This is a genomic window from Cellulosimicrobium sp. MI9406, from assembly GCF_040595865.1.
In the GTDB taxonomy this organism is placed as follows: Bacteria; Actinomycetota; Actinomycetes; order Actinomycetales; family Cellulomonadaceae; genus Cellulosimicrobium; species Cellulosimicrobium funkei.
The window spans coordinates 265,566-279,311 of the sequence record NZ_JALIZI010000004.1 but is presented as its reverse complement, the minus strand read 5'-3'; the positions used below and the strand labels follow the sequence as shown (position 1 = coordinate 279,311).

The following is a 13,746-nucleotide window of genomic DNA, read 5'->3' as shown; positions in this document are numbered from 1 at the left end:
AGCCGTGAGCGTGTCCGTGCGCACCCCCGGATCCGTCCGGGAGGGCCGCCGTCGTGCCGTAGGTTCTGGCGGTGTGACCGCCACGAGCACCGCCCCGCCCGCCGGCCCCGCGGACCACCCGCCGGGCGGCCGGGAGCGTCGGCACGCACGCGAGCAGCGTCGGCACCGGGCCGCGTGGATCGCGGCCGTCGTGGCGCTCGTGCTCGTGCTGGGCGGGGGCGGCGGGGCGTTCGCCTGGTACCGGGACACCGAGTACGACTCGCTGGCCGACCGGGCCGCGACCGCCGAGGACCTGCTCACGGCGTCGGACGGGAAGGTCGCGGACCCGACGGTGCGGACCGCGCTGACGACCGAGGTGGACGGCGCGCGTGCCCTGCTCACCGCGCCGTTCCTCGACCGGATGACGACCGGGACCGAGGCGGCGGACCGGTCGCTCGTGTCGGCCTCGGACGCCGTGCACGCCTCGATGCTCGACCACGCGCGGAGCGAGGTGACCGCGGCGCGCGCGAGCCTCGCGACCGCCAGCGAGCTGGGCGAGAAGATCTACGCCGCGACGGAGGGGCTCGGCGCCGACGAGGCGGTCCGCGCCCGGCTGCGCGACGCGCTGGACACCGCGGCCGCGACCGACGCCGCTGCCGACGCGGGGCTCGCGGGCGACGACCTCGCGACGCTCGAGCAGGCGGTGCTCGACCTGGGCGCAGGCCTCGGGGTCGTGAGCACGTCGACGGAGGAGACGTCGGTCGCGCAGGACGCCGTCTCGTGCCCGGCACCGGACCAGGTGTGGGACCCCGACAGCGGCCGCGTGCCCGACGCCGCTCTCGCGCCGATCCCGTGGTCCCCCACCGACCGGGTGCGCGCGGACGTGCTGGACGGGCTCGTCGCCCTCGACGCCGCGTACGTCGAGCGGTTCGGCGTGCACCTGACGATCAACTCCTCCTATCGGACCTTCGAGGAGCAGCAGGGCCTGTACGACCCGTCGTCGCCCATCGCGGCGCCGCCCGGGTGCTCGAACCACGGGCTGGGGTTCGCCGTCGACCTGGGCGGCGGCGTCCAGGCGTTCGGCACCCCGCAGTACGAGTGGCTCAAGCAGCACGCCGAGACCTACGGCTGGACGCACCCCGACTTCGCCGAGCCCGACGGGCGCGTGCCCGAGCCGTGGCACTGGGAGTCCGTGGAGGCCCGCGCGGACGGCTGAGCCCGCCGCCGGGGCGCCGGAGGCGCGCCCTCAGGAGGCGTGCGCCCTCTCGACGTCGACGTGCGTGACGTCGCCCGGCGTCGGGCCGTCGCGCAGCCAGGCGACGAGGCGGTCGACGGCGTCCGGCGCTCCGGACGCGACGACCTCGACGGTGCCGTCGGGCCGGTTGGTCGCGGTGCCGTCGAGGCCGAGCGCGGCGAGCCGCTCGCGCGTCGCCCAGCGGAAGCCGACGCCCTGCACGCGCCCGTGCACGCGCGCCCGCACGGCGGCGTCCGCGGCACCGGGCGCCGCGCCCTCCCCCGGGCGCGTCACTGGTGCACGTGCGCCGGGGCGCCCGTCGACGACGCGATGTCCGACTCGGCGTCGTCCAGCAGCCGGTCCGCGAGCCGGCGCAGCGCCCGCCCGACGGCGATCTCGTCGCCGATGAGCGGGACGTCGCGGTCGTGCGGGTCGCGCCGCGCCCGACCGACGGTCCGCACGTGCTCGGGCGTCTCCGCGACGAGGACCGCCTCCGCCGTCGTCCGGCCCTCCGACTCGACGACGCTCACCTGCACGCGCCACACCTTCGTGGTGTCCGTGCCGTCGCCCGTCTCCGCTCCCGGGACGTGCTCGACGTAGCTGTCCGACCCCGGGTAGACGAGCGTCCGCTCGCCCGTGTCGGTCCACTCGACGAGGTACGGCGGCGAGCCGTCCTCGTGCCGCAGCTCGACCACGACCCCGTCGCGCACCGCCCCGCCCACGACGCCCGAGGCGGTCACGATCCTGTCCCCGACCGATGCCCTCATGGCTCCTCCTCGTGCCGCACCGTCCTTCCATCATGCGACCGCCGGGAGTGCGCTGCACCCCCGGTCTCAGGGTGTCCGGGCGCCGAGCTGGTCCCGCAGCGCCGCGGGGTCGTGCACCGGGAGCCGGCACACGAAGTCCGCGCAGAGGTAGGCGCCCGGCCCGCGGTCGGCGAGCAGGGCGACGCCGTCGGCGGCGAGGGTCGCGGCGTCGTCGGGCGTCGCGGCGAGCAGCAGCGCACCCGGGTGGTACCAGTCGCGCGCGGCGGCGAGGAACCCCGCGTGCCGGTCGGCGTCGGCGACGACCACGAGCTGGTGGGGCGGCTCCGCGAGCCCGACGGCGACGCGCAGCACCCCCGCCGCGCCGAGCGGGTGCTCGCTCGCCGCGGCGGACGCGGCGGCGTGCGCGAGCGCCGCGTCCCGGTACCGCGGCTCGCCCGTCGCGAGGTGGGCGAGCAGCGCGGCCCGGGCGGCCGCCGTCGTGCCCGACGGCACCGCGCCCTCCGACGGGTCGGCCGCCGCACCGGCGGCCAACCCCAGGTCGGTGAGCACCGGGTCCGTGCCCTGCGGGGGCGTGAGGTCGCCGTCCGGGCCGACCGTCGCGTCGACGAGGCGCAGGCCCTCGCGCACGTACCTAGCATCCCCGGTCAGGCCTCCGAGCACGAGGAGCGCCGTGGCGAGCGCGCCGTGGTCCTCCAGCGTCGCGACGGCGGCCGAGGCGACCCCGCCCTCCGACGCGCGCACGAGCGACCCGTCGGCCCGGACGTGGGTCGCGAGCAGCCGGTCGGCGGCCGCCCGCGCGGCGTCGGTGAGGTCGGGCAGGGCCAGGTGGTGCCCGGCGCGGGCGAGCGCCTCGATCGCGAGCCCGTTCCACCCGGTGAGCACCTTCGCGTCCAGCGGCGGCGGCTCGTGGTGCGCGCGCTCGCCCGGCGGGAGCAGGTAGTACCCGCCCTCGACGCGCTCGCCGTCCACGACGGACTCCGAGTCCTGCGCGCTCGCGAACGCGCCGTCGGCCAGGCGCAGCACGCGCAGGAGGAAGCGCCCGACGTCGCCCGCCACCTCGGCGGTGGCCTCGCCCGGGTCGGGCGTGCCGGGCGCCTCGGCGGGCGTGCGCAGCGGTCCGTCCAGGGGCCCCGTCCGGCGCAGCACGGCGAGCGTCGTCGCGGCCGAGAGCAGCTGCGCGTTGTCGTAGAGCATCCGCTCGTAGTGCGGCTCCGACCAGTCCGGCCGGGTCGCGTACCGGAAGAAGCCGCCGTCGACGTCGCGCAGCGGGCTCGCCGCCATCGCGTCGACCGTGCGTCCCGCCAGGACGAGCGCGCGCCGCGCGACCTCCGGGTCGACGACGGACGACGCCGCGACGTCGAGCAGGAGCTCGAGCGTCGGGGCGACGGGGAACTTGGGGGCGCCCCCGAAGCCGCCGTGCACGCGGTCCTCCGCCGCCTCCAGCCGCTCGACGACCCGTCGGGCGTGCTCGGCCAGGTCGGCGACCGGCCCGGCGCCCGCGCCGGCGGACGCTCCCGAGCCGTCGACCGCCGTCGCGGCCGCGCGCGGCACGCCCGTCCGGCGGCCCGCCGCCGCGTCGCGCAGCGCCGCGCGGATCGCCTCCCCCGTCTCGACCGCCTGGTCGCGCCGCTGCTCCCAGGCCTGCGCGACGGCGTCGAGCACGTCCCGGAACGCGGGTCGCCCGGCGACGGGGACGGGCGGCCAGTACGTGCCCGCATAGAAGGGAGCGCCGTCGGGCGTCGTGAACACCGTGAGCGGCCACCCCAGGTCCGGGGTGAACGCGCTCGCCGCGGCGAGGAGGCTCGCGTCGACGTCGGGGTGCTCCTCGCGGTCGACCTTCACCGCGACGAACCCGCGCGCGAGCAGCGCACCGATGTCCGGGTCCGAGAAGCTCTCGCGCGCCATGACGTGGCACCAGTGGCACGTGGCGTACCCGACCGAGACCATGACCGGCACGTCCCGGCGGCGCGCCTCCGCGAACGCCTCGGCGCCCCACGGGTACCAGTCGACCGGGTTGCCGGCGTGCTGGCGCAGGTACGGGCTCACGGCGGCGGCGAGACGGTTGACCATGACGTCCAGCCTCCCAGGTCGACGCGCCGCTCGCGGCCCGGGCCGTCGGAGTTGTCTGCTCCGTCCCGGAGCGGCGCGCTTGTAACGTTGCGCCCATGCCCGGCCCCGAGCAGCCCGCCCTCGCGGTGGCGACCGACGTCTCCGTCCGACCTGCCGCCGATCCGGACGCCGGGCCGGGCCCCGCGCCGCTGCCCCGCCGGCCCGTCCGCCAGGTGCCCGCGAGCGGTGACCGCAAGGGCCCGTTCACCCTCGCCGACGTGCTCGGGCACGGCGGGTTCGCGCACGTCTACCGCGCGACGGACGCCGACGGCGCGGAGGTCGCCGTGAAGGCGCTCACGGGTCTCCAGGAGGGTTCCCGCGAGCGCTTCGCGCAGGAGGCGAGGCTGCTGGAGGCCGTGGGCGGGCGCGGCTTCCCCGCGTTCGTGCGCTCGGGCCTGGACGACGACCAGCCGTGGTTCGCCATGGAGCTGGTCCCCGGCACCACGCTGCGCGAGCAGGTCCGCGCGTCGGGCCCGCTGGACGGACGGCAGGCGCTGCGGCTGGCGTCGCACGTCGCGGAGGCCCTGCTCGTGCTGCAGGAGCAGCACTGCGTGCACCGCGACCTGAAGCCCGCCAACATCATGGTCGACGGCGACCGGGCGGTCCTCATCGACCTCGGCATCGCCAAGCTGTTCGACACGGCGACGTCCACCCAGCCCGTCGGGACGCTCGCGTACATGGCGCCGGAGCTGTTCGCCCGCCGCGTGCACCCCCGCTCGGACGTGTACGCGCTCGGCCTGCTCCTGATCTTCGCCACCACGGGGGTCGTGCCGGCGGACCTCAACTTCCTCGGCCGCGACCTCGAGGCCGCCGACCTCGTGCGGGAGGTCCCGGACGACCTGGTCGGGGTGCCGGCCGGGACGGAGCCGGCCCCGTCCCCCGCCGAGCTGCCCGAGATCGACCCCCACCTGCAGGACCTGATCCTGTCGGCGACCCGCTACCAGCCGAACCACCGCCCCGCGCTCGAGAGCGTCGTCGCGGTGCTGCGGGCCCGGCTCGCCGGCCAGACCCCCGACGACACCCTGCTCCTCACGTCACGGATCGTGGCCGACGGCGCCACCGCGGCCGAGCGCGCGCTGGGCCCCGTCGCCGGGCTGGCCGCCGCCACCGGCGCACCCGTCCGGGCCGAGCGGGCGGCGGAGGTCACGCCGGTCGGCAGGGCGGCCGACGCGGCCCGCGTCCGGGAGCCATGGCACGCTCTGGTCTACGACGCGACGCTGATGAGCGTGCTGGCCGAGGTGCACGGCGACGGGTTCGACGGCGCGGCCGCCGAGGTGATCGCGGACCACGTCGCGAGCATCGGCGCGGACGTGGCCGACGGCCGGACCCCGGCGGAGCTCAAGGACTGGCTCTGGCAGGCGATGCGGTGGCAGGCCGCAGCACCGCCCGCGGGGCACGCCGACACCCTCCGCGGATGGCGCGAGTACCGTCGCCCGACGCACCCGATGCTCCCCGTGCCGGGCTCCGGCGCCGAGCCCGTGGCCCGGGCCGCGCGGTCGCGGACGGCCGGCCCCGTCCCGGTGCCGGAGTCCGGCTCCCCGGACCCGCGTCCCTGGCCGGTGCCCGTGCAGCGCGTCTCCACGCTGGGCCGCGGTCCGTCGGCGCTGCCCCGGCCGGAGCCGGTCCCGCCTGCGGTCGCACGGACCCGCGTCATGGACTCCCCCGACCTCGTCGCCACGCAGGTCGGCCGGCCGGTCCCGCCGTCGGTCCCGCCGCGCCGAAGCCCCGTCCGGCACCTGGGCCCGACGCCGCCGTCGCCCGCCGTGCGTCCGGGGTCCGTCCGGCCGCGCATCACCGGTGCGGCGGTCGCGAGCACCCCGGCCCCGCGCGCCGCCGGCACGCCCGCGGCCACAACGGCGCCGCGCCAGGAGGCGGCCCCGGCGTCCGCCGCACGGTCCGCACGTCCCGTCGGACCTGCCGCGTCGTCGTCCTGGGACCGCGCCCGGGTCGGGGGCGCGCTCCTGCGGGCCCTTCCGCGCGTCCTCGCGGTCCTGGCGGTGCTGCGCACGCTGTGGCTCGTGCCCGACGGCGCGGCCCGCCAGAGCCAGCCGTTCGTCCCCCTGCCGCCACAGCTCCTGGAGACCCTGCGCGTCTCGGTCGACCTGGCCCCGCTCGTCGACGGTCCCGTGCTCGCCCTGGCCGCGCTCGCGGTGGCCGTGGTGCTGCGCGTCACCGGGCAGCGCACGTGGACGTGGCCGTACGTCCTCGTCGCCTGCGCGTCGGTCGCTGCGACGGTCGTGCTCGTGCTGCGCGGCTGACCGGGGGTCGGGCCGGGTCGGGCGGCGCGAAGACGCCCCCGAGCGCGGGCACCGTCGGACGAGAACGACCCCACGCGCCGTCGAGCACGACGTCGCTGTCGTCCCGGGCGTCAGGACGACGGCAACCTCGTGCTCGGCGCGATGCGGCGGGCGGGGTCAGGCGTGCAGGCGGCGGAGGAACGCGCGGGTCCGCTCGCGCTGCGGGTCGCCGAGCACCTGCTCGGGCGTGCCGCGCTCGTGGACGCGGCCCTCGTGGAGGAAGCACACCTCGTCGGCGACGCGGCGAGCGAACCCCATCTCGTGCGTCGCGACGAGCATCGTGCGGCCCTCCGCGCGCAGCTCGGCGAGCAGGTCGAGCACCTCGCCCACGAGCTCGGGGTCGAGCGCGGACGTCACCTCGTCGAGCAGGAGCAGCTCGGGACCGTTGACGAGGGCGCGCGCGATCGCCGCGCGCTGCTGCTCGCCGCCCGAGAGCTGGTCGGGATAGGACGTCACCTTGTGCCCGAGCCCGACGCGACCCAGCATCTCGACCGCCGCCGCCTCGGCCTCCTCGCGCGAGCGCCGGTGCACGAGCCGGGGCGCGAGGGTCACGTTGTCGAGCACCGTGAGGTGCGGGAACAGGTTGTACGCCTGGAAGACCATGCCCATGCGCGCCCGCACGCGGTTCGCGTCGAGGCGCGGGTCGGCGACGTCCTCGCCGTCGAGCAGGATCTGGCCGTCGTCGACCTCGTCGAGCAGGTTGACGACGCGCAGCAGCGTCGACTTGCCCGAGCCGGACGACCCGACGAGCACGACGCACCGGTGGGCGTCGACGTCGAGGTCGATGCCGTCGAGCACGACCCGCCGCCCGCCCGGGGCGCCCGCGGCCGGGTACGTCTTGCGCACGCCCCGCAGGGACAACAGGTGACGCGCGTCCTGGGGGCTTGCGCCGGACGTCGCGGACGCGCTCATCGGATGTCCCCCGCCCCGCTCACCGTCGCGAGCGACCGGCCCCAGCCGCGACGCGCCTGGTACGCGTCGACCGCGCGCGTCAGCGGGAACGACACGAGGAAGAACAGGATCCCCGCGACGACGTAGGGCGTGAAGTTGTAGCTGCCGGTCGTCGCGATCTGCGCGGCGCGGATCGCGTCGACGGCGCCGAGGACGGAGATGAGGCCCGAGTCCTTCTGCAGCGACACGAGGTTGTTCGCGAGCGGTGCGGTGACGTTGCGCACCGCCTGCGGCAGGACGACGCGCCGCGTCGTCTGCGCGCGCGTGAGGCCGAGCGAGCGCGCCGCCGCGACCTGCGACGGGTGCACCGACTCGATGCCCGCGCGGAACACCTCCGCGAGGTACGCGGTGTACGTCAGGACGATCGCGAGCGCGCCGAGGAACGCGCCCGACGTCGGCAGCCACTCCAGCCGCAGCGCCGGCAGCCCGAACCCGACGAGCAGCAGCACGAGCAGGAGCGGCACGCCGCGGAACAGGTCGACGTACACCGTCGCGAACGCCCGCAGCGGGAACAGCGCCGGGATACGGCTCGTGCGCGCGACCGCGAGGCCGAGCCCGAGCACCGTGCCGACGACACCCGCGACGACCCACACGCGCAGGTTGAGCCACAGGCCCTCGAGGATCGCGGGCAGCGACTCCCACGCCATCGCCGGGTCGAAGAACGCGGTGCGCGCCCGCTCCCAGCCCGGCGCGTTGACGACGACGAGCACGACCGCCGCGACGACGAGCACCGTGCTCACGAGCGCGACGAGGAGCGACCGCCGCCGCTGCGCACGCCGGAACGCCGCCCGGTCGAGCGCGAGCGGCGACGGCGACCACGCGGCGGCCGGGACGGCGTCGGGCGACCCGACGCGCCCGGGCGGGCGCGCGTCGTCGGGCACGGTCATGGCCGGGTCACTGGAGGACGGGGATGTCGTCCGACTTGAGCCACGTCGTGCGCAGCTCGGCGAGCGTGCCGTCCGCCTCAAGGTCGTCGACGGCCTGCGACACGCAGTCCGTGAGCTCCGAGCCGAGGTCCAGCACGAGGCCGTACTGCTCGACCACGCCCTCGTCGGGCAGGGTGCCGATGACGACGGAGTCCGGGAAGTACTCGGTCGAGGCGGCGACGCCCTGGTCGACGTCCATGACCATCGCGTCGATCGTGCCGGACTGCAGCGCCTGCATGCCGTCGCCCGCGGCGCTGTACGGCGAGATGTCGGCGTCCTCGCCCCATGCGGCCTCCGCGAGCGTGAGGCTGGTCTGGGCGGCGGTGACCCCGATGCGCGCGCCGTCGAGCTCGGCCAGCGTCGTCGCGCCCGCGTACGGGCCGTCCTCCATGACGATGACGCCCTGGCGCGTCGTGAGGTACGGGCTCGAGAAGTCGACGGCCTGCTTCCGCTCGTCCGTGATCGACGTCTGGTACGCCGCCACGTCGAACGGCTTCACGGCCGGGCTGATGATCTGCTCGAACGTCACGGTCTCCCACACGACGTCGTCCGCCGCGTAGCCCAGGCGGTCCGCGACGGCGTAGATCAGGGCCGACTCGAAGCCCTCGCCCGAGTCCTGCTCCCCCACGTACCACGGGGAGTACGGCTCGCCCGCACCGACGGTCAGCACGCCGTCGGTGAGCGTCGGGAGCGCACCGGGCTCGCACTGCGCGTCTCCCGACGCGCTCTCGCTCGGGCTCGCGGCGTCGCCGCCGTCGTCGGCACCCGACGAACAGGCCGCCAGCGTGAGCGCGGCGACCGCCGTGACGGCGGTCAGGACGGCGGGACGGGGACGCAGACGGCGCATGGTGACCTTCCGGGTGTCGGGCGCCCGCGGGAGTGGTGGGCGCCGGCCACTGACGATAACGCCGGGCCGTGGGCCGTGGCTTCCCCCGCCCGCGCCTCGGCCGGGTGGGGCGCGTCACAGCACGAGGACGCCGACCGTGCACGGGGGAAAGCGAAAGGCCCTCGGTCAGCATGTCTGCTGACCGAGGGCCTCTCAGGAGTAGCGGGGGCAGGATTTGAACCTGCGACCTCTGGGTTATGAGCCCAGCGAGCTACCGAGCTGCTCCACCCCGCGTCGGTGATCACTACTCTACGTGAGGTTCCGGACCAGGCCAAATCGGGTGGACGAGACGTGGGTCACGCCAGGACCTCGACCCCGAAGGCGAACTCCCGGACGGCCCCCGGCTCGAGCCGCACGTCGGCGGCGCAGTCGGGACGGTTGAACGCGTCGGTCAGCGTCTCCACCGGCTCGACCGCGATCGCCGCGCGGCCGCGCCGCGCCAGACCGTCGCCCGTGTAGACGTGCACGAGGCCGCGCTCCTGCCAGACGGCGAGCCCCTGCCCCGTGGCGGGGTCGCATACGACCGTGCGCGCGCGGCCGTCGGCGTCGGCCCGGAGGTCGGCGAACGCGTGGTCGAGGCGCACGCCCGCGAGCGGCAGCGGGCCGACGCCGTCGATCGCCCCGAACGCGGCCTCGCCCGCGAGCGGGAACATCCCGGCGTCGGTGACGACGGCGCGACGAGCGGGCACGGTGAGCTCCAGCGCGTCGACCGTGCCGTGCCCGGGGACCCGGAGGTAGGGGTGCCAGCCGAGCGAGACGGGGGCCGCGGTCGTCCCGACGTTGCGGGCGCGCAGCGTGACGTCGAGGCAGCCGGAGCCGAGGACGTACCGGACCTCCAGGACGAGCGCGAACGGGTAGCCGGCGTGCGCGTCGGCGTGGACGACCGTCCGGAGCGTCACGGACTCTCGCTCCGCCCCGTCGACGGCCACCGTGTCGCGCGCGGCGACCCCGTCCTCCCCCGCGCCCTCGACGACCGTCCAGTCGAGCGTGCGCGCGAACCCGTGCATGGTGAGCGGCTCCCAGGGCAGCACCGGGGGCACGTGGTGCCGGACGCCGTCGAACACGTACTCGCCGCCCGCGAGGCGGTTGACGAACGGCGCCATGAGCGCCGACCGCGCGGCGTCGTGCGCGGCGACCTCCGCCTCGTCGGCATACCCGTCGACGAGGTCCTCGACGCGCTCGACGCCGTCGGCGCCGCGCCAGGGGGCGCGCCACGCGAGGACGGCCGCGCCACGCAGCGCGACCACGAGCTCGGCGCCCGACGTGTGGTGCAGCCGCACCGCCGGCACGGTCGTGGTGTCGTCGCCCGCCGCGCTGAAAGCGTTGCTGCAAACCGTTGCAGAAGTCACGAGGAGCGATCCTCCCGCCCGGGGCGGGAAATGACAACTCCGTCCCGAACGGCCGCAGACGACGGTCGGGCGGGGACACCCGCTGGTGTCCCCGCCCGACCGTGGCGCTGCGTCGCTCGCGCGACCCGTGCGTCAGCCTGCCGACGACTCGGTGTCGAGCGCCTGCTCGGCCGCGAGGGCCGACTCGAGCGCCTGCTGCAGGCGGTCCTGCGCCTCGCCGTAGGCCGCGAAGTCGCCCTCGGCGAGCGCCGCCTGGCCGTCCTCGATGGCCTGCTGCGCCTGGCGCAGCGCCTGGTCGAGCTCGGCGCGCGCGCCGCCGTCGACCGTGCCGCCGTCGGCCGGCGGGGCCGGCTCCTCGGTGGCCGGCGGCTCGGTGCCGGGGTCGGTCGTGCCCGGGTCGGTCGTGCCCGCGTCCGGCGACTCGCCGTCGGCCGGCTGGTCCGGGACCTCGGTCTCGACGCCGCCGTCCGCGTCACCGGCGTTCGCGCCCGAGTCGCCGCCGAACACCTGGTCCAGCGCCTCGTCGAGCGTGTCGGCGAAGCCGATCTCGTCACCGAAGGAGACGAGCACCTTGCGCAGCAGCGGGAACCGCGTGCCCTCGGTCGACTGCACGTACACCGGCTGGACGTAGAGCAGGCCGCCACCGACCGGCAGCGTCAGCAGGTTGCCGTTGATGACGGTCGAGTCACCGCGGCGCAGCGCCAGCAGGCCGTCGGCCGCCGTCGGGTCGGTGTTGAAGTTGTTCTGCACCTGACCTGGTCCGGGCACCGTCGCGTTGCGCGGCAGCTCGAGGAGCCGCAGCGTGCCGTAGTCCTCCGACCGCACGCCCGCCTCGCTGCCCGGTTCCGCGTCCACCGCGAGGAAGCCGGTGAGGATGTTGCGGTCCGAGCCACCTCCCGGGATGTACGTCGACATGAGCGAGAAGGTCGGCGCCTCCTGGCTCGGCATCTGCAGCGTGAGGTAGTACGGCGGCTGGAGCGGCTTGACGTTCCCGCTCGCCGTCGGGTCCTCGGGGCTGCGCCAGAAGTCCTGGCCAGAGAAGAACTCGTTCGCGTCGTCCACGTGGTAGCTCGCGAGGAGCGTGCGCTGCACCTTGAACAGGTCCTCGGGGTAGCGCAGGTGGCTCATGAGGTCGCCCGAGATCTCGGACAGCGGCTGCACGGAGCTCGGGAAGACGTTCGACCACGCCTGGAGGACCGGGTCCTCCGTGTCCCACGCGTAGAGGTCGACGGAGCCGTCGTACGCGTCGACCGTCGCCTTCACCGAGTTGCGGATGTAGTTCACCTGCTGCGGGGCGAGCGCCTCGACCGAGTTGGCCGCGACGAGCGAGTCGCGCGTCGAGTCCTCGAGCGACTCCGACGTGGAGTACGGGTAGGCGTTCGACGTGGTGTAGCCGTCCACGATCCACTTCACGCGGCCGTCGACGACCGCCGGGTACACGCGCCCGTCGAGCGTGAGGTACGGCGCGACCTTCGCGACGCGGTCGCGCGGGCTGCGGTCGTAGAGGATCTGCGACTCGTCCGTCACGCGGTCGGAGAACAGGATCTGCTCGGACCCGAACTTCAGGGCGTAGAGCACCTTGTTGACGAACGACCCGACGCTCGGCCCGGCCGCGACCTCGTCCGTGGGGAACGTGTTGTTGACCTGGCCGCCCGCGTCGTCCACCGGGTAGTCGAGCTCCCACGGCTCACGCCCCTCGGGCGCGCCGACGATCGAGTACTCGGGCGCCTCGGGCGAGAAGTAGATGCGCGGCTCGTAGCCGCCCGCGTCCGTGAAGGCACCCGTCGACGGGATCGAGCCCTCGTAGAACGCCGGGCGGCCGTCGGGGCCGATCTGGTTGCCGTACGCCGCCACGACGCCGAAGCCGTGCGTGTAGACCGTGTGGTCGTTGACCCAGTTGCGCTGGTCGGCGCCGAGGCCGTCCTGGTTGAGCTCGCGCACGGCGATGACGGTGTCGCGGCTCTCGTCGTCGATCGTGTAGCGGTCCACCGACAGCGAGCTCGAGAACTGGTAGTACTGCTTGTTCTGCTGGAGCTGGCTGAACGACGGGCTGACGATCTCCGGGTCCAGGAGGCGGATCGACGCCGTCGTGTCCGCGTCCTCGCGCAGCGCGCCGGCCTCGGCCTCGGTCTTGGCGTTGTACTGCTCGGTCTCGACGTCGTCGATGCCGTAGGCGGCCTTCGTCGCGTCGATGTTGCGCTGGATGTACTCCTCCTCGAAGTCCTGCGCGTTCGGCGTGACCTGGAAGCGCTGGACGACGGCCGGGTAGATCCCGCCGATCGCGATGGCCGAGACCACCATGAGGCCCACGCCGATGGCGGGCAGGCGCCAGTTGCCGCGCACCGCGGTCACCACGAACAGGGCCGCGACGAAGAGCGCGACGACCGTGAGGATCGCCTTGGACGGGATCACCGCGTGCACGTCCGCGTACGACGCGCCGTCGAACTTCGCGCCGCCCGACGTGAGGATCGAGTACCGGTCGAGCCAGTAGTTCGCGCCGATGAGGACGAGCAGCAGCGCCGCGATCACCGAGAGCTGGACGCGCGCGGCGGTCGTCGTGCGGGGACCCGCGTCGGAGCCGCCGCCGATCCGCAGGCCGCCGTAGAGGTAGTGCGTCGCGACCGCGGCGATGCCCGCGATGATGACGACCGCCATGAGGAAGCTCACGACGAACCGGAGGGCGGGCAGCGTGAAGACGTAGAAGGACAGGTCGATGCCCCACTGCGGGTCCGTCGTGCCGAACGGGACCGAGTTCAGCGCGAGGAGGACCGTCTGCCACTGCGAGGACGCCGCCGCTCCGGCGAAGAAGCCAACGAGCGCCGGGGCCACGATCATGACGACCTTGCGCAGCGGCTCGATCGCCTCGCGGTACTGGTCGAGGGTCGCCTGCTCGGGTGTGGACGGCGCGTAGATGGGCCGCGACCGGTACGCGAGCGAGAACGACAGGAAGACGAGCCCGCCCATGACGAGGAAGCCCGCGACGAACAGGGCGATGCGCGTGCCCCACTGGGTCCACAGGACGTTCGCGAAGTCGAGCTGCTGGAACCACAGCACCTCGGTCCAGAACTGGGCGAGCAGGAGCAGGAGGACGACGAGGGCGCCGACGACGGCGATCGCGATCCCGATCGGGCTCCGGCGCCGGGCGGGCCGCCCCCCGGAGGACGGCCGGCGGGGCGCTGCGGCGAATGACACGGTGGGTATACCTCTTCGGTCGTGGCTCGGGCGTGCACCGGGGTCAACGCCCGGTC

General features: G+C 75.3%; 10 protein-coding genes and 1 tRNA gene. 2 read left to right on the top strand and 9 right to left on the bottom strand.

Annotation, left to right across the window (positions count from 1 at the left end; translation table 11 throughout):
- Nucleotides 1–73: 73 nt before the first annotated feature.
- Nucleotides 74–1,195 carry a M15 family metallopeptidase gene (locus MT994_RS09400; RefSeq protein WP_354806004.1) on the top strand — a complete coding sequence of 374 codons (1,122 nt, stop codon included), beginning with the start codon at nt 74–76 and terminating at the stop codon, nt 1,193–1,195.
- Between the two features lie 30 nt (nt 1,196–1,225).
- Here the strand turns inward: MT994_RS09400 and MT994_RS09395 are convergent, their stop codons facing one another.
- The 3 genes from MT994_RS09395 to MT994_RS09385 form a co-directional block, all read right to left on the bottom strand.
- Nucleotides 1,226–1,507, bottom strand: a complete 282-nt coding sequence (locus MT994_RS09395; RefSeq protein WP_354806002.1) for an acylphosphatase — start codon at nt 1,505–1,507, stop codon at nt 1,226–1,228.
- Entirely contained in the window at nt 1,504–1,980 is a 477-nt protein-coding gene (locus MT994_RS09390; protein WP_194228702.1) for a dsRBD fold-containing protein, read from the bottom strand. The genes MT994_RS09395 and MT994_RS09390 overlap by 4 nt, the downstream gene beginning before the upstream one ends.
- 66 nt (nt 1,981–2,046) lie before the next feature.
- A complete protein-coding gene (locus MT994_RS09385; RefSeq protein ID WP_354806001.1) occupies nt 2,047–4,050 on the bottom strand; it encodes a DUF255 domain-containing protein in 2,004 nt (667 codons plus the stop codon).
- A gap of 95 nt (nt 4,051–4,145) precedes the next feature.
- On the opposite strand from MT994_RS09385, the gene MT994_RS09380 reads away from it, so the two are divergent.
- Complete coding sequence (locus MT994_RS09380) at nt 4,146–6,347, top strand: protein kinase (RefSeq protein ID WP_354806000.1); 2,202 nt, start codon at nt 4,146–4,148, stop codon at nt 6,345–6,347.
- A gap of 156 nt (nt 6,348–6,503) precedes the next feature.
- On the opposite strand, the gene MT994_RS09375 is transcribed toward MT994_RS09380, so the two are convergent.
- The 6 genes from MT994_RS09375 to MT994_RS09350 all read right to left on the bottom strand — a co-directional run bounded on the left by MT994_RS09375 (nt 6,504) and on the right by MT994_RS09350 (nt 13,690).
- Nucleotides 6,504–7,298: an amino acid ABC transporter ATP-binding protein gene (locus MT994_RS09375; RefSeq protein WP_354805999.1), complete on the bottom strand. Its 795-nt coding sequence runs from the start codon at nt 7,296–7,298 to the stop codon at nt 6,504–6,506.
- Complete coding sequence (locus tag MT994_RS09370) at nt 7,295–8,224, bottom strand: amino acid ABC transporter permease (RefSeq protein WP_051876628.1); 930 nt, start codon at nt 8,222–8,224, stop codon at nt 7,295–7,297. The genes MT994_RS09375 and MT994_RS09370 overlap by 4 nt, the downstream gene beginning before the upstream one ends.
- Nucleotides 8,225–8,231: 7 nt before the next feature.
- Nucleotides 8,232–9,110: an ABC transporter substrate-binding protein gene (locus MT994_RS09365; protein ID WP_076405159.1), complete on the bottom strand. Its 879-nt coding sequence runs from the start codon at nt 9,108–9,110 to the stop codon at nt 8,232–8,234.
- 199 nt (nt 9,111–9,309) lie between these two features.
- Nucleotides 9,310–9,383 (bottom strand) — tRNA-Met (locus tag MT994_RS09360).
- 62 nt (nt 9,384–9,445) lie between these two features.
- Nucleotides 9,446–10,498 (bottom strand): aldose 1-epimerase, encoded by a 1,053-nt coding sequence (locus MT994_RS09355; protein WP_354805998.1) that lies wholly within the window; start codon nt 10,496–10,498, stop codon nt 9,446–9,448.
- Nucleotides 10,499–10,630: 132 nt separating this feature from the next.
- Nucleotides 10,631–13,690, bottom strand: a complete 3,060-nt coding sequence (locus tag MT994_RS09350; protein ID WP_354805997.1) for a UPF0182 family protein — start codon at nt 13,688–13,690, stop codon at nt 10,631–10,633.
- Between the last annotated feature and the right edge of the window lie 56 nt (nt 13,691–13,746).

Coding starts and splice junctions, on each gene's coding strand:
- MT994_RS09390 (WP_194228702.1), bottom strand. CDS start 1,980: ATGAGGGCATCGGTCGGGGACAGGATCGTGACCGCCTCGGGCGTCGTG.
- MT994_RS09385 (WP_354806001.1), bottom strand. CDS start 4,050: ATGGTCAACCGTCTCGCCGCCGCCGTGAGCCCGTACCTGCGCCAGCAC.
- MT994_RS09380 (WP_354806000.1), top strand. CDS start 4,146: ATGCCCGGCCCCGAGCAGCCCGCCCTCGCGGTGGCGACCGACGTCTCC.
- MT994_RS09375 (WP_354805999.1), bottom strand. CDS start 7,298: ATGAGCGCGTCCGCGACGTCCGGCGCAAGCCCCCAGGACGCGCGTCAC.
- MT994_RS09370 (WP_051876628.1), bottom strand. CDS start 8,224: ATGACCGTGCCCGACGACGCGCGCCCGCCCGGGCGCGTCGGGTCGCCC.
- MT994_RS09365 (WP_076405159.1), bottom strand. CDS start 9,110: ATGCGCCGTCTGCGTCCCCGTCCCGCCGTCCTGACCGCCGTCACGGCG.